At 38.0% G+C, this 20,624-nt stretch carries 20 protein-coding genes; 3 read left to right on the top strand and 17 right to left on the bottom strand.

Annotated features, from left to right (window positions below; translation table 11 throughout):
* Positions 1–65 precede the first annotated feature (65 nt).
* The 3 genes from IEU90_RS04445 to IEU90_RS04435 form a co-directional block, all read right to left on the bottom strand.
* A complete protein-coding gene (locus IEU90_RS04445) occupies positions 66–521 on the bottom strand; it encodes a DUF441 domain-containing protein (RefSeq protein WP_153709595.1) in 456 nt (151 codons plus the stop codon).
* A 71-nt stretch (positions 522–592) separates the two neighbouring features.
* Positions 593–1,009 (bottom strand): cupin domain-containing protein, encoded by a 417-nt coding sequence (locus IEU90_RS04440; protein ID WP_188357782.1) that lies wholly within the window; start codon positions 1,007–1,009, stop codon positions 593–595.
* Positions 1,010–1,106: 97 nt separating this feature from the next.
* Positions 1,107–1,583, bottom strand: a complete 477-nt coding sequence (locus IEU90_RS04435; RefSeq protein WP_153709597.1) for a flavodoxin family protein — start codon at positions 1,581–1,583, stop codon at positions 1,107–1,109.
* A 40-nt stretch (positions 1,584–1,623) separates the two neighbouring features.
* Between IEU90_RS04435 and IEU90_RS04430 the strand changes: the two genes are divergently transcribed.
* Complete coding sequence (locus tag IEU90_RS04430; RefSeq protein ID WP_153709598.1) at positions 1,624–2,508, top strand: LysR family transcriptional regulator; 885 nt, start codon at positions 1,624–1,626, stop codon at positions 2,506–2,508.
* Here IEU90_RS04430 and IEU90_RS04425 read toward each other — a convergent pair.
* The 3 genes from IEU90_RS04425 to kduI form a co-directional block, all read right to left on the bottom strand.
* Positions 2,505–3,257, bottom strand: coding sequence for an IclR family transcriptional regulator (locus IEU90_RS04425; protein ID WP_153709599.1), 753 nt, complete (start codon positions 3,255–3,257; stop codon positions 2,505–2,507). The genes IEU90_RS04430 and IEU90_RS04425 overlap by 4 nt on opposite strands.
* Positions 3,258–3,410: 153 nt before the next feature.
* Positions 3,411–4,226 carry a 2-dehydro-3-deoxy-D-gluconate 5-dehydrogenase KduD gene (kduD, locus tag IEU90_RS04420; RefSeq protein ID WP_153709600.1) on the bottom strand — a complete coding sequence of 272 codons (816 nt, stop codon included), beginning with the start codon at positions 4,224–4,226 and terminating at the stop codon, positions 3,411–3,413.
* A gap of 13 nt (positions 4,227–4,239) precedes the next feature.
* Positions 4,240–5,088: a 5-dehydro-4-deoxy-D-glucuronate isomerase gene (gene kduI, locus IEU90_RS04415; RefSeq protein ID WP_087215161.1), complete on the bottom strand. Its 849-nt coding sequence runs from the start codon at positions 5,086–5,088 to the stop codon at positions 4,240–4,242.
* 169 nt (positions 5,089–5,257) lie between these two features.
* Between kduI and IEU90_RS04410 the strand changes: the two genes are divergently transcribed.
* On the top strand, positions 5,258–6,127 hold the full coding sequence (locus IEU90_RS04410; protein ID WP_188357781.1) for a sugar phosphate isomerase/epimerase family protein: 870 nt from the start codon (positions 5,258–5,260) through the stop codon (positions 6,125–6,127).
* A 64-nt stretch (positions 6,128–6,191) separates the two neighbouring features.
* Here IEU90_RS04410 and IEU90_RS04405 read toward each other — a convergent pair whose 3' ends face one another.
* From IEU90_RS04405 to IEU90_RS04380, 6 genes are all read right to left on the bottom strand, one after another.
* Positions 6,192–6,527, bottom strand: coding sequence for a helix-turn-helix transcriptional regulator (locus IEU90_RS04405; protein WP_153709602.1), 336 nt, complete (start codon positions 6,525–6,527; stop codon positions 6,192–6,194).
* A 236-nt stretch (positions 6,528–6,763) separates the two neighbouring features.
* Entirely contained in the window at positions 6,764–8,233 is a 1,470-nt protein-coding gene (uxaC, locus tag IEU90_RS04400) for a glucuronate isomerase (protein ID WP_188357780.1), read from the bottom strand.
* 2 nt (positions 8,234–8,235) lie between these two features.
* The gene (locus tag IEU90_RS04395; RefSeq protein WP_153709604.1) at positions 8,236–9,786 is read right to left on the bottom strand and encodes an MFS transporter; all 1,551 of its coding nucleotides are present in this window, start codon (positions 9,784–9,786) and stop codon (positions 8,236–8,238) included.
* Positions 9,787–9,963: 177 nt separating this feature from the next.
* Entirely contained in the window at positions 9,964–11,301 is a 1,338-nt protein-coding gene (locus tag IEU90_RS04390; RefSeq protein ID WP_153709605.1) for a gluconate:H+ symporter, read from the bottom strand.
* 24 nt (positions 11,302–11,325) lie between these two features.
* Complete coding sequence (gene uxuA, locus IEU90_RS04385) at positions 11,326–12,399, bottom strand: mannonate dehydratase (RefSeq protein WP_153709606.1); 1,074 nt, start codon at positions 12,397–12,399, stop codon at positions 11,326–11,328.
* A gap of 20 nt (positions 12,400–12,419) precedes the next feature.
* Positions 12,420–14,051: a mannitol dehydrogenase family protein gene (locus tag IEU90_RS04380; protein WP_153709607.1), complete on the bottom strand. Its 1,632-nt coding sequence runs from the start codon at positions 14,049–14,051 to the stop codon at positions 12,420–12,422.
* 148 nt (positions 14,052–14,199) lie between these two features.
* Between IEU90_RS04380 and IEU90_RS04375 the strand changes: the two genes are divergently transcribed.
* Entirely contained in the window at positions 14,200–14,883 is a 684-nt protein-coding gene (locus IEU90_RS04375; protein WP_087215123.1) for a GntR family transcriptional regulator, read from the top strand.
* A 95-nt stretch (positions 14,884–14,978) separates the two neighbouring features.
* On the opposite strand, the gene IEU90_RS04370 is transcribed toward IEU90_RS04375, so the two are convergent.
* The 5 genes from IEU90_RS04370 to IEU90_RS04350 are packed head-to-tail and all read right to left on the bottom strand — an operon-like array spanning position 14,979 to position 20,623.
* Positions 14,979–16,004, bottom strand: a complete 1,026-nt coding sequence (locus tag IEU90_RS04370; RefSeq protein ID WP_153709608.1) for a sugar kinase — start codon at positions 16,002–16,004, stop codon at positions 14,979–14,981.
* Positions 16,005–16,022: 18 nt separating this feature from the next.
* A complete protein-coding gene (locus tag IEU90_RS04365; RefSeq protein ID WP_188357779.1) occupies positions 16,023–17,528 on the bottom strand; it encodes a UxaA family hydrolase in 1,506 nt (501 codons plus the stop codon).
* Positions 17,529–17,568: 40 nt separating this feature from the next.
* Complete coding sequence (locus IEU90_RS04360) at positions 17,569–18,225, bottom strand: bifunctional 2-keto-4-hydroxyglutarate aldolase/2-keto-3-deoxy-6-phosphogluconate aldolase (protein WP_153709610.1); 657 nt, start codon at positions 18,223–18,225, stop codon at positions 17,569–17,571.
* Positions 18,226–18,243: 18 nt separating this feature from the next.
* Positions 18,244–19,125 (bottom strand): aldose 1-epimerase family protein, encoded by an 882-nt coding sequence (locus IEU90_RS04355; protein ID WP_153709611.1) that lies wholly within the window; start codon positions 19,123–19,125, stop codon positions 18,244–18,246.
* A gap of 13 nt (positions 19,126–19,138) precedes the next feature.
* The gene (locus IEU90_RS04350; RefSeq protein ID WP_188357778.1) at positions 19,139–20,623 is read right to left on the bottom strand and encodes a UxaA family hydrolase; all 1,485 of its coding nucleotides are present in this window, start codon (positions 20,621–20,623) and stop codon (positions 19,139–19,141) included.
* Position 20,624: the final 1 nt, after the last annotated feature.

Raw genomic sequence — 20,624 nt, 5'->3', positions numbered from 1 at the left:
AACTAGTAAACGAAAAACAAGATCAGAATCAGCTATTTAGCTAATTTTGATCTTGTTTCTTTTTACTAAAAATGCAAATTTAATAAAGTGACGATACAATAAGTCATCCCACTAGCAATTACCGGTCCGGCTGCGATTCCTTTAAAGGCAACCACACCAATAATTGTTCCCAGTACTAAGGCGACTGTAACCTGGGGTACGGCAGCTAATTGATTAACACCATACTTTGATAAAATTGCAACAGCTATTCCGGCACCAACTGCAATCCAGCCAGCAGGCGTTTTAAATGCTGCCCATAAATCATCAAACTCTATCTGTCCCGTAGCAATCGGAATTAAAATAGCCACAGAAATTACTGTTACGCCCCAATTAATCCCCTTTTGTTGAATTAACGGGAGCCATTTGGCAGTGTAAGGAATTAATTTCAAAACTATTACAACGATACTTGCGATAATCAAAGATGAATTATGACCGAAAATTGCGATTAATAATACTAAAGCTAAAAAGAGCCAGCTTTCCATTTGATCTCCTCCTCAAACCTTATTTAGTATATCAAAGTTAGACAAGAGAACAAACAAAACTGACTGTTCAATTATTCAGATAGGCGATTATATGTATCATTATCCACTTCTTCACACCATTCGCTTGTTCCCTTAGTAATTGCAATGTGAGAGAACCAGCTATCCTTAGTAGCACCATGCCAATGCTTAACGCCTTCATGAATTGCTACAACGTCACCAGATTTCAGTAACTGTGCTGGCTTACCTTCTTCTTGGTACCATCCTTCACCAGCAGTTACTAGTAAAATTTGAAAGCCATTATGATGGATGTGCCAGTTATTACGGCAACCGGGTTCAAAATTAACGTTAGAAATGTTTACATCAATATTATCATCAGGTGATACTAGTCCGTTAAGGTAACTCGTACCAACAAAGTATTTTGCAAATGCAACGTTCATATCGCCAAAACCAAAAAGGTCATTTTTCACTTCATGTTCATTCTTAGCCATAGTTATTACCTCCAATTAAATTAGTGCTTTAATAATAACTACTAGAATAAAGAATGTAAAAAGCTTATTATAAATAATAAATTATCCAAAAAGTGAATTATAATTTTCGTAACCAAGAAAATAATGATTTTTGGTTAAATGCGGGCGTGCCGTGCGTTAGAATGTGGTAGCCATCAGTGACATTTAGTTTGCCAGCATGATTAATGAAATCTTGCTGATAATTACCTGTTTCACTCCAGCCGGTGCTAAAAGGTGCCACTTCACCGTTAAAGCTCTGCAATTGTTGTAATAAAGATAAGATGGGAGAAGCAACTTTTTCATTCCAAACTGGTCCGCCTATTAAAAGCAAATCATAATAAGCCAAGTTAGGTACGTCCGTCACCAATTTAGGTAAATCATGATTTTTACGTTGCTGTTGATAAATTCTTCCTGTTTCCTGCATATCAAGCGGAAAGACATTAGCAGCAACTTTAACCCGAACAATATCAGCACTCGTTGCTTCATGAATTTGGCCAGCTAACTTAGCCGTGTTGCCAAATTGTGAATAGTATAAAATCAATGCTTGCCTTGCCATTTCAAATACTCCTTAATCAATTCTAAGCGAGGGATAAATTATGGATACCCGTGTATTAAAATACTTTTTAACTGTTGCTCAAACTAATAATATCACTAAAGCTGCGGAACAATTGCATATTACGCAGCCGACCTTATCACGACAAATTATGGATTTAGAAGCAGAACTGGACGTGAAGCTTTTTGATCGTGAAAATCGTCGGTTGCAATTAACCAAGGCCGGTATCATTTTCCAACAGCGAGCAACAACAATAGTACAATTGCTACATCAAACAGAAAATGAGCTCCACCAGCACGAAGAAGAGTTAACTGGGGAAATCAATCTTGGTTCAGCTGTCTCAAGCGTCTCCTCATATATCACAAAATTAATCGCTGAATTTCAAAAACTTTATCCTAATGTTATCTTTAATTTATCTGACGGTGATGGTGATGTTCTTCGACGCCAATTAGATGAAGGATTGGATGACCTTGTGTGCTTATTAGAGCCGGTTGAAGCCGCTAAGTATAACTTCCTTGAATTACCCGTTCGTGAAAAATGGGGACTGATAATGCTTAAAGATGCTCCTATTGCCAAGTATCCAACTGTCACTAAAAAAGATCTTTACAAGCTTCCCTTAATCCTTCCTCATCGTAGCATTGTTCGGGATGAGGTTAGCGATATTTTAAAACTTGACCAAACGCGGTTAAATGTTCGTGCAACTACTAGCCTGCCAGGAAATACCATTGCACTTTTAAGAAACAGCAACTATTATGTCTTAACGGTTAAAGGGGTCTACGATAATTTTCATGATCCGGACTTAGCATTTGTCCCGTTTACTCCTAATAAATCAACTGGGGATGTCCTAGCTTGGCGTAAGAATACCGTCCTTTCACCAGCTATCAAGAAATTTTTACAATTTGTTAATGAAGAAATTCAAGAATCCTAAATTGCATTTAAAATCTTTTGTTGGGTTTGTTGCCCAAGCTTTACGAACTGTTCTTTTTTCTTATCGTTCATCCGGTATTCAGGAGTACTAATACTAAATGCGCCAAAAGTATGACCATTTTTTACTAAGGCAAAGCCGAGACAGTATACCCCTGGCTGATTTTCAACATCGTCAATTGAATATCCCTGCGCCCTTGTTTCGTTTAGATTGGTTAGCAGTGCTTGTTCATTATCGATTGTCTTTGCGGTTAGCTTTTCAAAAGTGATGCCCGTTAAGTATTCGGATAATTGTTTGTCGTTATAAGTAGCTAACACCGCTTTCCCCATTGCAGAAGAGTACATGTGCATCTTACCGCCAATATACGATACCAGTTTGATACTATTAGTGCTTTCCAGCTTTGAGAGAAGGACGACACTTTTACTCTCGATAATACCAAGATTAACCGTTTCATTGGTTGCGTCACGAAGCTCCTTTAAATATGGTTTAGCAATTTCTTCTATATTGAAAGAATTATTAACTGCTTGCGCATACTGAAGAAAAATCGTCCCTAAGTAGTAGTGCTTATCTTCTCCTTCTACCCGAACATATCCGCAGTATTCTAAAGTTTTTAGTATTTTATAGATTGTGGGCTTTGAAATATCAAGTTGTTCATCTAATTCACGGAGGGTCGGCGCTTCGGAAGCACTTGCGATATAATCAAGGATCTGACGTGCTTTTAATAACACAGCACCGTATAATTTACTTTCCATTTAATTCACTCACTTCGTCAAAAATTAACTAATTTCTATCAAACAACATTTTATTTCTTTTAGCAAGCCAAATAATATAAAACTGCAAATGGGAGTAAAGCCGTAATCATTGCCAAGTCATGCTTTACTCCCACTTTTATATATTTTTTCTACTTATCGAACCAAATATCCGCCGTCGACCGGCATGATCGTTCCATTAACATAATTAGCAGCATCACTTGCCAAGAACACTGCAACACCCATTAATTCGTGCGGTTCAGCCCAGTGGCCAGCCGGAATTCGATCAAGGATTTCTTGATTTCGCGCTTTGTCTGCCCGAATGGGTGCGGTATTAGCTGTTTTGATATAACCAGGAGCAATCGCGTTAACCTGAACACCATACGCTCCCATCTCACTAGCAAATGATTTCGTTAAACCTGCAACCCCGTGTTTAGATGCAGTATAAGATGGTATAAACTTCCCCCCTTGGAAAGAAAGCATTGAACCAATATTGATAATCTTACCATGACCTTGTTTTGCGAAAACTTTTGCTGCGGCCATCGACATATGGTAAACAGCATTTAAGTTAATATTAATTACCGCGTCCCAGTCGGCGTCCTTTGATTCTAGAATTGGGTTACGTTTAATCATTCCCGCATTATTAATCAAAATATCAAGATGACCAAATGCCTTAATTGCTTGGTCAACAACCTTTTGTGCAACACCCGGCTTAGTTAAGTCAACCTGCATAAATTCAACCTTGCGCCCACGCTTTTCAATCATCTCGCGGGTAGCGTCCCAGCCTTGCGTACCATGTGTTGGAATAAAAATATCAGCACCGGCTTCAGCTAAGGCAACAGCATAGCCTTGACCTAAACCAGTATTCCCGCCAGTAATAATTGCAACCTTACCGCTTAAGTCAAATGCGGACATCTTAAACTTGTCAAGTGCTGCTTCATTTTGTTTGATTTCTTCTTGTGATTGAGCCATTACAATACCTTCTTTATCTTAAATCATGCATGTCAACCATATCCATGTCATCATATGTTTGATTTTCACCACACATTGCCCAGATAAATGAGTAACTGGTAGTCCCTACACCACAATGAATCGACCAGCTAGGGTTTACTACTGCTTGTTCCGGCTCTAACACAATATGTTTGCTTTCATCCGGCTTGCCCATGAAATGGAAAACGCGGGTATCCTTAGAGCCAAATTCACAGTACATGTACGTTTCCATCCGACGTGCATGAGTATGACACGGCATTGTGTTCCAACCATTACCAGGTTCGAGCACTGTATAGCCCATTTGCAATTGACAGGTATCCATGCTTGAAGCGTCAATGTATTTGTAAATCGTCCGTTTGTTCATATCCTTTTGATTCCCCATTGGCATAGCAATCGCGTCCTTAAACGGAAGCTTCTTGTTTGGGTATGTCTTATGAGCAGGAGTTGATACGACATAGAACTTAGCAGGATCGTCAGAACTATCGGATTCAAATACAACATGTTTAGCACCCATTCCGATATAATAGCCATCATGCTTTACGATATTGTCTTTTTGTCCATCAATAGTTACTGAACCGGAACCACCAATGTTAATAAAACCAAGTTCCCGACGCTGTAAGAAGTAATCAACTCCCAGATCTTTATCAAGCTTAATTTCTAGTGGTTCGCCAGCCTTGGGTGTAACACCGCCAAAAATCATCCGATCATTATAGGTATATGTTAATAAAATGTCGCCCAAAGAAAAAATTTTATCCATTAAAAATTCGTCTCGTAATTCTTTTGTATCATAATGTTGAATATCCTTAGGACTGTGTGCGTAACGAGTTACCATTTTGAAACTCATTGTTTTCATTCCTTCGTTTCTTAATTAGAAATAACATTTCCTTATTCACTATTAATTATAATCTTATTGACACTTTTTGCAATCGATTTCATTAAATTCTTTCTATTTAAGAAATTAAATTTCCAATAAATAATTTAGTGATATGATAAAAACATAGAGGTGATTACAAATGAGTATTAATATTGGTATCCGTGCCCATGATGTCAGTGAGCATACTTTGAATCATTTATTAAGTGTTACTGCTAACTATGGATTTAACAATGTGCAGTTTGCTCCGTTCAAATTTTTGCCAAAAGAATTGATCACAGATAGTTTGCAGTATTCCCCTGGCCTGTTAACCATGATCGATCAGAAATTTAAGGAAGCCGGAGTTAAGATATCTGTACTTGGCAATTACGTTAATATGATTGACTATGATTCCACTGTTCGCGATAAGAACTTACAAAGCTATCAAAACAGTTTAGTAGCAGAAAAGTTTTTGCATGCAGCAGTTGTTGGCAGTGAAACCGGCAGCGTTCTTTCTCCTAATGGCTATACGCCGCATAATTTCACAGATTCTGCCCTGCTGCGGGTAATTGATTCTGTAAAACAAATAACCAGTGCTGCAGAAAAGTTAGGAGCTTTATTTGCAATTGAACCAGGGATAAATCATCCCCTTTATGATAATTACGCAGTTCGCCGAGTTCTAGACGCAGTAAACAGCCCAAACCTATTTGTAATTTTTGACCTTGCCAACCTTATTTCAAAGGATAACTATAAAGATCAGGGCACCATCTTAAGCGAGGCAGCTCGATTATACGGCCCGCAAATCTGTACCTTTCATTTAAAAGATGTTGATTTTATTAATGGTCAAAAAGTAACGGTTCCATTTGGTTCTGGAATCATCGATGTTGATCGATATATTAGCTTTATCAATCAACTCAAACCCTTTACTTTTGCAACTTTTGAGGCGACAAAGGAGAATCAATTAGATTCAGCACTAGCAGTATTTCATCAAGCTGAGAAAAAATCCAAGGCAATTATAAAAGCCCTACAGTAGGTATACCATAAGACTTTTAATTTGTTATTCGGTTTTTTTGAATAAGATTTAATACTAAATGCAACTACGCAGTTACCCAGTCATATTGTTGCAAAAATAACGGTGATTTACTATCAGCTTTTGTTACTTCATTATTTTCTTTTGCAAGTCGTAATTTGTAATTAGAGTCTAGTGCAAGTAATAACTCACTAGATATTCCCATTACCTTCTCAATCCGCAACGCCACTACCTCATTCAAAAAACGTTTACGATTAAGAATATCAGAAATATTTTTTTGGCTGACGCCTAGCCGGTCTGCTAAGTCTGACTGAGTAATACTATAGTAATCCATTGTTTCTTTAATTAAATCAGCAGCAGAACTAAGGTGGTACTTTTTAATTCTATTTTCTCGATGTAGCATAGTATCAACTCCTCTTGCTCTAAATAATGTTAATGGTAATCTTCAATACTAATAATCTGGATAGTTACAATATCACTCTTATTTACAGATAGTTGCTCATTTATTATACCATATCGGTATGTGAATTCTGAATCAATTTTGATTCTATAGTTTAAATACGTAAAAAATCAGTTTTATCACTTTAAATAAAGGAATCCCCAACAAATACTTTTTGTACTCATTGAGGATTCCTTTATTTAAAATTGAAACTTATTTTCATGCTTACCAAACAAGTCGCTTGGCTTTTCATCAGGGAAAAAGTTAAAGTAATTTAATGCATTATTGTAAGAAATATCTTGAACGATCTTACCGAGGTACTCTTTATCCTCTGGAGCCCGTCCCTGCTCAACCAAACTTCCGATAAAGTTACATAATACTCGACGGAAGTACTCATGGCGAGGATAAGAAAGGAAGCTTCGTGAATCTGTTAGCATTCCGACAAAGTTAGGCAAAAGGCTTTGTTGAGCAAATGTCCGTAATTGTTGCTGCATCCCTTCAGCAGTATCATTGAACCACCAAGCAGCACCTAACTGCATTCGTTGTTTACCACCTTCTTGGAAACATCCCATCAGCGTTACCAGTTGTAGCCAATCATTCGGGTTAAGGGAATAGAAAATAATCTTTGGTAAACTATCTTCATCCTTCATCTTAGTAAAGAGCTTTTGAATTTCTGCTACCATGTCAGGTTGTGTTCCCATTGCATCAAAACCAGTATCAGGACCAATTTGATCAAACATTGGGTGATTGATGCTTCGTAAAACATTATTATGGAACTGCATTGTCCAATCATATTTTTTATTAAGCTTCATTAAGTTTTCGACAAGCATTGTGAGATATTGGTCACGCTCACGATCAGTTAATTGCTCGTTATTGATAGCTTTATTAACGATTGAATCAAGTTCATCATCGGTTGCTTCAACAAAATGATAAGTACTTAGCGAGTGGTCAGAAAGCCGAGCACCCATTTTATTAAAGTAACCAAACCGTTGATCCATTGCTTTAATAATATCCTTAAATGAGTCGATTTTAACTCCAGATACCGTAGCTAATTCATTAAGGCATTGACCGTATGTTGGCTTATCAATATAGATTAAATTATCAGGCCGCATTGCTGGTAATGTGCGGAAGCCATTTTCTCTCTCATCTTTTTTCAGCAATTTATGATAATGAAGGTCTGATGCCGGATCATCCGTTGTACATACAGCAACTACATGGGAAAGTTTGATAAGGTTACGCGGGTTAAAGTCATCTGTTTGAAGGAGGGCATTAGCTTTCTTCCAAACTTCTGGCGCATTTTTACGAGTTAGTGGTTCATCAATTCCGAAGAAGCGGCGTAATTCAAGATGGGTCCATTCATAAACTGGGTTACCGACAGCCTTCTCAATTGTACCAGCCCATGCTAAGAACTTTTCATAGTCATCAGCATCACCAGTAATTAGTTCTTCAGGAACACCATTTGCTCGTTCCAACCGCCACTTATAATGGTCACCATAAGTACCATCATTAAGCCATAAACGAGTAATATTTTTATAATTCTTATTCTCATAAATTTCTTTCGGTACAAGGTGACAGTGATAGTCAATGATTGGCATATCCTTTGCATAATCAAAGAACAGCTTTTTACCCCATTCGTTAGTTAACAAAAAGTCTTTTCCTACTAGTGTCATGTTTATTTACCTCCGTTTGTTTTAATGTTATCGTCATTTATATTAGGCCATACTTTTGCATATGGTTCCCCTGTTAATTCTTCAACAACCTCTTTTGTTTCAGGGGTTACATCCGCCTTTGAACCACCAGCTTGAAGCCGTTCAAGTTCAGCCTTTAATACATCATGCGTTTGACGATTAAGTTTGAATTTCATTGCAATTATTAATGCCCAGCCAATCAAAACAACAGGTCCAATGAAGCAAATTAGCATGATTCCAAGTTGAATACTTCGTGGGGTTGTATTGTAATTAAGCATTGTTTTAGAATTAAAGCCAATCACCTCCAAGAGGATACCGGCAATCCATGAGGCAACAGCTCCGGTAGATTTACGGAAAAAGGTCATGACAGCTGCATAAATACCAGCACGATCTTGACGCGTCATAATCCGATCAATATCAGGAATAAATGGGAAAACGTTCCATGGCGTGAATTCCAAAATTGCACGTCCGCATTGATAAACTAATGAAATAGCAATTAAAATTACAACCGGATTATTAACATCAAACATCCAAGTAAGGATATAACCAATCATTGTAAGAATAATCGTTGAATAACTTAGACCGTAAAGAAATCTTGGTCCGCGTTTAATCATCATTCTAGTTGCAGCTAATGTAGCTAAAATACCAATAGCTGATAATGCTTGCAATGTCCATGGAAGATCATCTTTTGCGCCATTAATACAGCAAAGAATAAATGTTGGAAGCATAATTGAATAGAAGTCTTTACCGGTAAATGATAGTAAATAAATTGCCAGATGTTGTCTAAAGGATTTGTTTTTAAACGTCGAGAAGTAATCCTCAACAGTATTTTTAAGAAATGTACCTAAGGGTAAGTCAGGCTTTGAATCAAGTTTTTTAACAAAGTCCTCTGTTAATGGTCGTTCCCAGGTACTACGATATGAAACAAAAATTGCAATGACAAAAATAATTGTCCAAATAATTCCTGTTACCAAATAAGCGTTAGGGTTCTGAGCATGTTTCAATGCTGCAAGTATAAAGAATACAAGTGCTGTACCAGTAGCTGAAATTACCATCCGTGATCCAGATAATACAGTACGCAAGTTGTAGTCCGTTGTCATTTCAGTTGGTAATGTTTCCCACGGAATTAAAATCATAGCGATAATCAATTCAATGGCAACATACACAATCAAGTAATAAATCCAATTAGTTGACTTTACCCAGAATAATGGGAATACGATAGCAAATAAGATTCCACCAATTAAAATGAAGAAATGCCGGCGACCAAATTTTTGTCCCAACTTATTTCGATAGAAGCCATCGGTAATTGCCCCAAAGAATAGCGAAAAAATAGCATCAAAAATTCGTCCAATTCCCGTAATCGCTCCTGCAAGTGCGGGACTAATACCATTACTCATAACAAACACAAAGATAACTCCAGAAACGATGTTATTCCATCCACCGCCCATTAAGTCATTCATCCCAAAACCAATTCCACGCCAAACATTGATTTTCTTTGGTGTGTAAACCCAGCTAGTCTTACCTTTCTTTTTCATTTTAATTCACAACTTTCTTTTAATACTAAAATTGTTAATTTTTTCACAATCGAAGCAAAATTAAAACACATATCTAATCCATAGATAATGTCGTCTTAAATATGCGTTCTAATTGCCTTTTTACCAACCATCTTTATAAATTATTTTCAGCGTCTCATATAGCTCACCAATTCACAATTAATGAACAAATAAACTTAATAGTAATACCATTGCCAACCCTACAACTGAGTTAACTAATTCTAAAGCATCCCATGTTTTAAATGTATCTTTTAAGGAAATACCGAATGATTGTTGAAAGAGGAGAAATCCCCCGTCATACATTAAAGTCATAGTATTACTACCACAGGCACATGCTAGTACCATTAGCACAGGACTTACGTGCATCATTGTTACCATTGGGGCCACAATTCCCGCAGCAGTAATAGCAGCAACTGCTCCCTGTCCTGTTAAAATCCTAATTAATACAGTAATTAACCACGCAAGAATGAAAGGTGATACTGGTAATTTTCCAAACATTTGAACAATAATATTACCAACACCGGTATCGATAATAACTTCTTTCATTACCCCACCAGCTGCAATCACAAGTAAAACATTAGAAATTCCTTGAATCGCTTTTGTAAGTTGGGCAGTTACTTGTTTACCGCTCTTGCCTCTTGCATAACCAAATACGATCATTGCAATAATTACAGTAATTAACATACTAATATCAGCACTACCCAGAAAACTCATTACCTTATAAACCATACTTTGTTCACTGCTAATAGATTTAAATAGCGATGAAATTATAATAATAATGGCAGGCAATAATGGTACCAATAAACTTATCCCAAAACTTGGAAGTTCATTTTTAGGTTTCTTTGGTGCCGGTTTCATAACATTGCCAAGAGGCATCGAATCCAGTCCTGTAATGAAGTGTCGAACTAAAATACCAGAACAAATAATTGTCGGGATAACTACTACAAATCCCCAAATATATACTTGCGCTATATCAGCATGAAAGGCAGTAACTAATGCCATTGGACCAGGCTGCGGTGGAAATATACTGTGTCCCATCGTTGCCCCTGCAACAGTTGGAATTATCAATCTCATATACGGGATTTTTGCTTCTTGGGCAATACTGATAACAAGTGGCGCAGTAATTAAGAATGCTACCTCATAAAACATTGACATTCCAAAAATCATTCCAATAATAAGAAGAGCAAATGATAAATATTTACGTCCCATTTTTGAAACAATTGTATCCGCAATTTGTTGAGAAGCGCCTGATTCTGTCATCAGTTCCCCGACAATTGCTCCAAAGATAACTATTAAGGCAAGAGTAGATAAAACTCCGCCAATTCCCTTTTCAACTGTCGGAACAACCTTAGTAATTGGCATTCCTTCAGCAAAAGCTATAAAGAGTCCTGCTAAAAGCAGTGCGATAATATTATGAAGCTTAAGTCCAACAATTAAATAAACCAATAAGCCAATTCCAAGACCAATCCAGATTAGCGAAACTATATCGGCCGGCATGGTTAATCACTACCTTCCCATCCTTTACTTATTTTCCTTTGTAATTGCTTCCCAAAGACCATTCAAATAAGTAATTCCAAGTGCGCGATCATATAATCCATATCCTGGACGACCTTCTTCGCCCCAAATGTCACGACCATGGTCTGGACGAATGTAACCATCAAACCCAGTGTCATATAAAGCTTTCATGATTTCATACATATCTAATGAACCTTCTGAAGATAAGTGTGCTGACTCATGAAAATCACCATTACCCATAAACTTAATATTACGAGCGTGAATAAATGGTGCCCGATCTTTCTTGACAAATTCTCTAATGATAGCGGGAACATCATTATTAGGATTTTCGCCAAGACTTCCTGTACAGATCGTAAAACCATTGTATTTTGATTCATGCATTTGTTCGATTTTTAGCATGTCTTCTCGATTTTTATAAATTCGCGGTAAGCCAAATAATGGCATTGGCGGATCATCAGGGTGCATTGCCATCCGAACATCATACTTTTCACAGGTTGGAATAATCGCATCTAAGAAGTATTTAAGGTTTTCACGCAGCTTCTGTTCATCAACATCCTTATAAGCTTCAAATAAGCGTTTGACTTCTGCTAGCCGTTCTGGTTCCCAGCCTGGAAGAACATAACCATTAGAATTCTTTTCTACAGATTTAATAATGTCTTCTGGTGATCCTTCAACATATTTATGTTGAAACGCCATGTCCGTTGATCCATCAGGAAGCGGATAATGAAGGTCAGTCCGTACCCAGTCAAAAATTGGCATAAAGTTATAGCAAATGACTTTGATTCCATAGGCTGCCAAATTCTTAATTGTTTCTTTATAGTTCTCAATATATTTATCACGACTTGGTAATCCAATCTTTATATCGTCATGAATATTAACCGATTCAATTACTTCAAGTTTTAATCCAGCATCTTCAACTTCTTTTTTTAGTGCTGCTATTCGTTCCTTTGGCCAAACTTCGCCAACCGGAATATCGAACAACGCTCCTACTACTTGTGTTGTTCCTGGAATTTGACGAATATCTGACAATTTAATTGAATCATTGCCATCGCCATACCAGCGAAATCCCATATTTTTCATTTCATAAATACCTTCTTCTACTAATATTTTCCTTTTTCTTCAACAGTTTGATGAATTGTCGCCCGAACTGCTCCTGGCTTTGTAATCATCTGTTTGAAGTAATCCTCGATCTTATTTCCTAGACCGATTTCATAAAGATCATTACCAAAAATTGACTTGTTACTTAAAATTGGCTGTAATTTTTCATGGATATTGCTTTCTGAACCACCGATCTTAATATCCTTAACGTACTCATGTAACTGGTCATATAACGGATCTGGACTTGGAGTAAAGGCATTTCCATTATCATCAACTGCCATTAAGTAACGGCACCAGCCAGCAATGATCATTGGGATAAATTCAAGGTCTGCCGGATCAAGTTTAGGATTATCAACATAGTGCTGAAGGGTTACTCCATAACGAATACCAACTTTTTGCGACGTATCTGACGCGATCCGCTGTGGTGTATCAGGAATATTTTTATTCGGTAACCGCTTAGTAATTAAAGTACTAATAAATTCTTTGGGATTAATAATCTTCGGGTCCTTTACGACTGGTAAATCTTCACCGTAACCGAGATTCTTAATCATCTTTAGGAGGTCATCGTCCACTGCTTCATCAGCAATTGAATGAAAGTCCAGCAGACAGCCAAAAATTGCTAGTGATGTGTGGAGAGGATTAAGACAAGCAGTAACTTTCATCTGGTCAGCATCATTAACAGTTTCGCGGTCGGTCATAAATACACCGGCATCTTCAAGCTTTGGCCGTCCGTTTGGAAAACTGTCTTCAATTACGAGATAATGAGTTTCTTCGGTATTACCAAACGGTGCAATATTTGTATGCTTATCGGTATGAACGATTGCCGCGTCTTTAATCCCATCTTCAACTAACTCTTTCGATACTTTTTCGGACGGATTTGGTGTAATTCGGTCAATCATACTCCACGGAAATGATACTTGCTTAGGATCATCGAGGTACTCAAGGAATCCTTGGTCGGCGAAACCATTTTTCACCCAACCATTAGCGATAAGTTGGACTGCTTCTTCCAACCGTTTCCCATTTTGTGAGAAATTATCGGTACTGACCATGGCAATTGGTAATTTTCCTGCCTTATACCGTGATAGTAATAGATTGGCAATTATTCCCATATTAGTAACCGCAGAATCCGGGTCATTACTAAGGTCATGTTCAGCTCCCTTAGTCAAGTTGCCGTTCATATCTTTTAAGGCATACCCTTTTTCCGTTATTGAAAATGTCGCTAATTGCAGTGTTGGTTTCTTAAAAATATCTTTTAGTTTTTCAAGTCCTGCTTTATTTTTACTATTGGCATAAATACTGTCAGTTACGCTCGCTACTAACTCCTTATCCAGGCCATCATTTTTCATCACAACTGATAAGAAGCGATTATTATAAGGCTTGTAGACTTCATTAATTACTTCATCATCATAGGTGTCAGCAACAATAATTCCACTATCTAATTCGCCCTTATTAATTAAATCCTGAGCAATGACAGAATGAAAACATCTAAAGAGATTACCGCCACCAAAATGAACCCATACCGGATTCTCGTTAGTATGTTCAATTAATTTATCTTGCGCATACTTAGGAACCCGCACTCCAGCTTCTTCAAATGGTGTTGGATTGTTAAGATAGTCGTCAGTTAATTTCACCATTAACAGCGCTTCCTTTCAAAGTAATATACTAATATATCAGTTGACTTTATAGTAAACGTTTTCAGTAGTTTTGTCAATATCTTTACAGAAATTGCTTTTTTATCACAAGAAACGTTATAATAAAAACACTAGAAAGGACGTTGTAGGAATGCCTAATTACTCACGAAATAACTTAACTGGACAGGCTTATGACATCATCTTAAAAAAGATTATCGATGCCGAATATGAACCTGGTCAGAAGATATCAGAAAAGAAAATCGAAGAAGACCTTCAGATTGGCCGGACTCCCGTTAGAGAAGCGTTACTTCAATTACGTCAAGAGCAGCTTATCAATGTAATCCCACAATCAGGCACTTATATTGCAAAGATTGATTTAAAAGACGTTTTAGATGCCCGTTTTGTCCGTGCTAGTGTCGAGCGGCGAATTATGCGAGAAGCTGCAACGCTGAAACTTAATGAAGAACAAATAGCTTATCTCGACCGAATCATTGAAAATGAAAAAAGAACTCGTGAAAGTGATGACTTCCCTGCCTTCTTAGACAGTGACGATGTCTTTCATGAGTACTTTTATAAGCTTACCGATCACCAACGCGTATGGGATTGGCTAAAAAAGATTAATATTCAGTTTAATCGTTTCCGGTTCTTACGGTTAAAAGTGCAAAAACTTTCGTGGCAAGGATTGATTGAGGAACATATCGCAATTTATAAAGCTATTAAGACAAACGATGTTAACGAGGCGGATCGTTTGACAGCTAATCACATGCACCGAATGCTTGATGAAGAAGAGTCGCTTATTAAGTCTTTCCCAGATTATTTTGATAATATTGATTAAAAACGGAATTGAATAATTTATTAAAAAAGACAACAAGTAATAACCTAAAATAGATAATTACTTGTTGTCTTAATTATTCTAAAAATATTTTTCTTTTACCTTGCAACCCTTGTACCGGCGCCACCTTGCATAACTGCTTCAACATCCTCTTTAGTTGAGATATTCAAGTCGCCAAGAACGGTTAGCTTAAGCACACTCGCCGCAATTGCATAATCAATCGTCTCTTGCGGATCATGACCATTCAAAATTCCGTGCATTAATCCTGCACCAAAGGCATCACCACCAGCAACACCTTCAAGAACATCAATCTTATACGCTGGACTTTCATAAACCTTTCCATCTTTTAACATCAAAGCCATCCACGTCGACTTATCGACAGATTGAATGTTTCTTAATACACTTGCAACAACCTTCACATTAGGATATTGCTTAACAATTTCTTTCATTCCATGAATAAAGGTGTCTTTTTGATCAATTCCACGAGCCATGTCGCCATCAAAAGCATAAATGCCGAGACTTTGTTCAAAATCTTCGTCATTTACTAAGCAAACAGTAAGATATGGCATTATTTTTTGCATATATGCTTGTGCTTCTGCTGGGGTCCAAAGCTTACCCCTGAAGTTTAAATCACAGGCTACTTTAATTCCATGTTCTTTGCAATACTCGCAAGCCGTTAAAATTGTTTTACGCATTTCATTGGAGAGGGCTGCTGTGATTCCACTGAAGTAAAAGTAATCCGCGCCCTTTAGCAATGTCGCCCAATCATATTCGTCAGCCTTTGACGTTGCAAAAGAACTACCCGCACGATCATAGGTGACCTTGGTTGAACGCACACTAGCCCCTTTTTCAAAAAAGTAAATTCCAAGACGCGGGCCACCATATTGCAGTAATGAGGTGTCCACACCATATTCACGTAATTTATCAGTGGCAGCTTTCCCTAACACATTTTCAGGGAACTTTGATACAAAGGCTGCCTGGTCACCAAATAGGCTTAATGAAACCGCAACGTTGGCTTCCGAACCACCATAATTTGCATCGAACCTATCTGCTTGCAGCATCCGTTTCTTATCAGTTGGTTTGAGACGCATCATCATTTCGCCAAAAGTTACAATTTTACTCATCGCATATCACCCCTTTTACTATTCAGTAACACCAGTCTTGAAAATTGCGATACCGTGAACATTATATTTTTCATTATTAGTTTTTTTACCACTTGCGACATCAATGATAAATTGGATAAATTCATCCGCTAAATCATCCATTGATTCATTCATTAATCGTCCTGCGTCAAAATCAATCCACCGTGGTTTTAAGTTAGCAATATAAGAATTAGAAGATACTTTTACTGTTGGAACATAAGTAGCAAATGGCGTTCCCCGGCCAGTTGTAAATAGAACCATTTGACAGTCTGCCGATGCCTCGGCTGAAGAAGAAACGAGGTCGTTGCCGGGTGCCTGCAATAGGTTTAATCCTTTTGTCTTCAACTTATCACCATATTGCAGGACATCATTAACTGCTGATGATCCTGATTTTTGCGTACATCCCAATGACTTATCTTCAAGTGTAGAAATTCCACCAGCTTTATTACCTGGTGAAGGATTTTCATAGATTGGCTGGTGAAAACTCTCAAAGTAAGCCTTGAAGTTATTAATCAGGTTCACAATCTTGTCAAATGTCTCTTTATCCTGTGCTCGTGACATTAAAATCTGTTCTGCACCAAACATTTCTGGTACTTCTGATAAAACGGTCGTTCCTCCCTGAGCATCAACAAAATCAGAGAGTCGTCCTAGCAATGGATTAGCAGTAACGCCAGATAACCCGTCTGAACCGCCACACTTTAAGCCAATTTTTAATTCGCTAAGCGGTTGCGGTGTTCGCTGATCGTCTGCTACCGCGTTATTTAATTCTTCCAGCATCGCTAATCCATCAGCAAGTTCATCGTCGCTATCAGCAGATGAAAGGAACTTGATTCGTTGGGTATTAATCGGCCCGCCTGCTGCAACTAGTGCCTGTTTCATTTTTTCTAACTCACTATCATCGGCACAATCTAATCCGCAAATAAGTACTGCGCCGGCATTAGGTTGACGGGCAGCATCAACTAAGATCTTACGAGCATGTTCATAATTATCTTCAGGCGTGTCAAAACCGTATGTGTGTTTTAACGGAATTACATTATCAAAATTACCGTTGTCAGGGTGTAAGGCTTTAAACTGCTCGACTAGCGGATCGAGGGTTTCACTAACAGAACCTACAACCGGAATAATATATAAATCATTGCGAATGCCAACCTTACCATTTGGACGCTTGTAGCCCATAAACGTCCGCTTATCTTTTTTTACTTTAGACTCTATTTCAATTGGATTATAGTGATACTGTAATTCGCCGGATAAATTGGTTGCAACATTGTGAACGTGAACATGACTGCCACGCTTAATAGGCTTTGTCGCATGACCAATTGGATACCCGTATTTAATAATGTCTTCGCCTTCTGCAACATTCTCAAGGGCAATCTTATGACCACGAGTAATATCTTCTAAAACGATTACGTCTCCATGCATTTTTGTCTTTAGAACAGATCCTTTTTTGATGTCTTGGAGAGCAACGGCGACAGTGTCATGATCGTTCAGAATAATGAAATTGTTCACTAGTATCAAGCTCCTTTTTTATTGAAGCAAAGGTTATTTGTTACTTTGCTTCTTGTTGAATCCGTTCAAACTCTGCATGAAACTTTTGTGCATTTTCCTTTACTTTAGAGTAATCACCATCGGCACCAGGACCAACTAAACTACCACCAGCACCAACAACAAATGCACCAGCCTTGAACCATTCAGCCATATTGTCCAGAGAAACACCGCCACTAGGCATAATATTGGCTTGAGGGAATGGTCCTTGCAATTCTGGAATCATCTTTTGAGTAGCAATTGCACCAGGAAAGATCTTAATAACGTCAGCACCGGTGCTTAATGCTTTTTGAACTTCGCTTGGTGTAAAGCATCCGGGCATATATGGAACACAGTAGAGGTTACATAATTCCGCAACTTCTTCATTATAAGAAGGACTAACAATAAATTTTGCGCCAGCAATCATTGCCATTCGCGCCGTTGATGGATCAAGAACAGTCCCCGCGCCAACGACTACCGATGGATCATCAGCATATTCTTCACTTAAACGTTTGATTGTAACGTCAGCATTTGGCGAGGTGAAAGCTAATTCAATTGCCTTAATGCCCCCTTCAATACTTGCTTTTGAAATCTTGTAAGAATTTTCTTCGCTACGACCACGAACAACCGCTACAACACCAGCATTTTTGACGGCTTCTAATGCTTCAAATTTTGGTAACATAATTAAATAATCTCCTTTTTATGATAAATGAATTTCATATTGATATACCTGTGAACTACTTGGTTGTAAGAACAAGTTGCCTTCTTTATCCTTCCAATCAACAGGAGCACCAAGTACATCAGGTAAGCCATTAAATGGTTCAATACATAGGAATGAACAATCTTCGTCTTCTTTTGTCCATAAGCAAATATTGTTAAACTGGTCAACATCTAATTGAATTTGGTGACTAGTTAGAGGTGAGAAGAGACGAACACTTTTGACTCCTGAATTAGTAATGATTCGCAATCCTGGTTTAAACGTTTCATAGTTAAGTTCAAATAGGTTACCATTTGAATTAGTTAACGGTTCCTGTTTTCCTGTCCGATATGGAGCAGGTGTTTTTACAATTTCATAAACATTTAACGGATCTTCTGTACCGATAAATTCTACCCGGTAATTATCAAATTTACCGATGCCATTAATTGGCACATTAAATGCGGGATGAGAGCCAAGTGAAAATGGCATGACCTCATCTGAATGATTACTAACATCGAAGCTAAGCGTAAGACCCGTGCTAAGGAGAGTAAACGTAATCTTCAGTTCAAAATCAAATGGATACATTTCTCTAGTTTTATCATCCGCACGAAGACCTAAAGTAAGAATATTAGGCTCATGTGAGATAACTGAAAAGTCTTCATCTGCCACAAAACCATGTTGCGGCATAGAATAAGTATGTCCATTTAATACATATTCGTCTTTATTCGAGCGTCCGATTGCCGGAAAGAGAACCGGAGCATGTTTCCCCCATTCTTTTCCATTCCAGATATAATCGAAACCAGCTGTTTTATTAATGAGGTGAGTTAATTGCGCGCCATGTTCATCAATCTCAGCCCGAAATTCTTTGTTTTCAATAACTTGCATTTTAATCCCCCGCTTATTCGGTGACACCAATCTTGAAAATAGCTAACCCATGAAGCCCGGCTTTTTCATTACTTGTCTTGGTACCATTAGCAACATCAATAATATAGTTAATAAATCTTTCAATCCCCTTTGGATCATTTGCGGCTTTCTCACCATCAAAATCAATCCAGCGGTTCTTCTTTTCTGCAAGCGCTGAGTTAGAGGAAACCTTAATTGTCGGGACATAGGTAGAATATGGCGTCCCTTTACCTGTACTGACAACAACCATTTGACAGTCAGCAGAAGCTTCTGCCGAAGAATCAATAAGGTCATTATCCGGACTTTCAATTAGGTTAATCCCATTTCTTGTTAATTTATGCCCATACGGTAAAGCATCATTCACTTCACCATTACCAGCAAGACGAAGGGTCATAAGTGCGCGTTCTTCAGCAGTTGAAATGCCAATTTTATCTTCTGCGTCACTTGGTACTTTGTTCATCTGAGCATCAAAATGAGCATAATAATGCTTAATGTTATCAAAAATCGAAGTCACATGCTCAGAAACTTCTTTATTCGATGCACGTGCAATGATTTCCTGCTCTGCTCCAGATAGCGAAGGGATTCCGGTTAATGCAACCGTCCCGTCATTAGCAGTAATGTAACTAGCCGCATCAGCAATTAAGCGGTCAGCGGTAATCGCACTTAGCCCATCAGGACGAACACTTTGCAATCCTATTTTCAGTTCGCTCAACGATACCGGCGTTCGCTTATCATCAGCTGCTGCCGCATTTAACTCTTCTAGTAACTGCTGAGCGTCCGCAAATTCATCTTTTACTTCCTGGGCAACAAGAAATTTCATTCTTTGGCTGTCAATTCCTGCCATTTGCTCAATTTCAGCTTTCATTCCGTCCATTTGGTTGTTCTCACAGCCAAGACCAAATACTAATACACCACCAGCATTCGGATGCAAAGCTGCGTCACAAAGAATATGCCGCGTTTGTTCAAAATCATCACCCAGTTGCGAACAGCCATATGGGTGCTTAAGCAAAATGATATTATCGAATGCTCCATTATCAGGATGTTTGGCTTTGAACTGTTGGACCATCACATCCATTAAAGGTGTAATACAACCAACTGTTGGCACAATATAGAGGTCATTGCGGATCCCAACTTTGCCATTCTGCCGACGATAACCCATAAAAGTTTTTTGACCTATATCAGGAAAATCAACTTTTATATTTGGTGTGTTAATTTTGTTGTTATTTTGATTTGTTATAAGATTTTGTTTATTGATCAATACACCAGCAGTCACACTTGTTGTTAAGTGCCCAATCGGTTGTCCGAATTTGATAATATTAGCCCCGCTATTTAAATCGGTCAGCGCAACCTTATTGCCAACGGGAATATTATCACTGATAACAATCTTTTTGCCATTAACTTCAACGGTTGTTTGTGCAGGAAGATCAACGGTCGCAACGGCCACGTTATCATTAGGGTTTAAGATAAGTAGCTTTTCCATA

Source organism: Limosilactobacillus caviae (genome assembly GCF_014635905.1).
In the GTDB taxonomy this organism is placed as follows: domain Bacteria; phylum Bacillota; class Bacilli; order Lactobacillales; family Lactobacillaceae; genus Limosilactobacillus; species Limosilactobacillus caviae.
Note: the sequence above shows the minus strand (reverse complement) of the source record. Positions and strands in the feature narration are given on the sequence as shown.

Excerpts from the sequence above, each read along its gene's own strand:
- IEU90_RS04445 (WP_153709595.1), bottom strand. The coding sequence starts at position 521 with ATGGAAAGCTGGCTCTTTTTAGCTTTAGTATTATTAATCGCAATTTTC.
- IEU90_RS04440 (WP_188357782.1), bottom strand. The coding sequence starts at position 1,009 with ATGGCTAAGAATGAACATGAAGTGAAAAATGACCTTTTTGGTTTTGGC.
- IEU90_RS04435 (WP_153709597.1), bottom strand. The coding sequence starts at position 1,583 with ATGGCAAGGCAAGCATTGATTTTATACTATTCACAATTTGGCAACACG.
- IEU90_RS04430 (WP_153709598.1), top strand. The coding sequence starts at position 1,624 with ATGGATACCCGTGTATTAAAATACTTTTTAACTGTTGCTCAAACTAAT.
- IEU90_RS04425 (WP_153709599.1), bottom strand. The coding sequence starts at position 3,257 with ATGGAAAGTAAATTATACGGTGCTGTGTTATTAAAAGCACGTCAGATC.
- kduD (WP_153709600.1), bottom strand. The coding sequence starts at position 4,226 with ATGGCTCAATCACAAGAAGAAATCAAACAAAATGAAGCAGCACTTGAC.
- kduI (WP_087215161.1), bottom strand. The coding sequence starts at position 5,088 with ATGAGTTTCAAAATGGTAACTCGTTACGCACACAGTCCTAAGGATATT.
- IEU90_RS04410 (WP_188357781.1), top strand. The coding sequence starts at position 5,258 with ATGAGTATTAATATTGGTATCCGTGCCCATGATGTCAGTGAGCATACT.
- IEU90_RS04405 (WP_153709602.1), bottom strand. The coding sequence starts at position 6,527 with ATGCTACATCGAGAAAATAGAATTAAAAAGTACCACCTTAGTTCTGCT.
- uxaC (WP_188357780.1), bottom strand. The coding sequence starts at position 8,233 with ATGACACTAGTAGGAAAAGACTTTTTGTTAACTAACGAATGGGGTAAA.
- IEU90_RS04395 (WP_153709604.1), bottom strand. The coding sequence starts at position 9,786 with ATGAAAAAGAAAGGTAAGACTAGCTGGGTTTACACACCAAAGAAAATC.
- IEU90_RS04390 (WP_153709605.1), bottom strand. The coding sequence starts at position 11,301 with ATGCCGGCCGATATAGTTTCGCTAATCTGGATTGGTCTTGGAATTGGC.
- uxuA (WP_153709606.1), bottom strand. The coding sequence starts at position 12,399 with ATGAAAAATATGGGATTTCGCTGGTATGGCGATGGCAATGATTCAATT.
- IEU90_RS04380 (WP_153709607.1), bottom strand. The coding sequence starts at position 14,051 with ATGGTGAAATTAACTGACGACTATCTTAACAATCCAACACCATTTGAA.
- IEU90_RS04375 (WP_087215123.1), top strand. The coding sequence starts at position 14,200 with ATGCCTAATTACTCACGAAATAACTTAACTGGACAGGCTTATGACATC.
- IEU90_RS04370 (WP_153709608.1), bottom strand. The coding sequence starts at position 16,004 with ATGAGTAAAATTGTAACTTTTGGCGAAATGATGATGCGTCTCAAACCA.
- IEU90_RS04360 (WP_153709610.1), bottom strand. The coding sequence starts at position 18,225 with ATGTTACCAAAATTTGAAGCATTAGAAGCCGTCAAAAATGCTGGTGTT.
- IEU90_RS04355 (WP_153709611.1), bottom strand. The coding sequence starts at position 19,125 with ATGCAAGTTATTGAAAACAAAGAATTTCGGGCTGAGATTGATGAACAT.
- IEU90_RS04350 (WP_188357778.1), bottom strand. The coding sequence starts at position 20,623 with ATGGAAAAGCTACTTATCTTAAACCCTAATGATAACGTGGCCGTTGCG.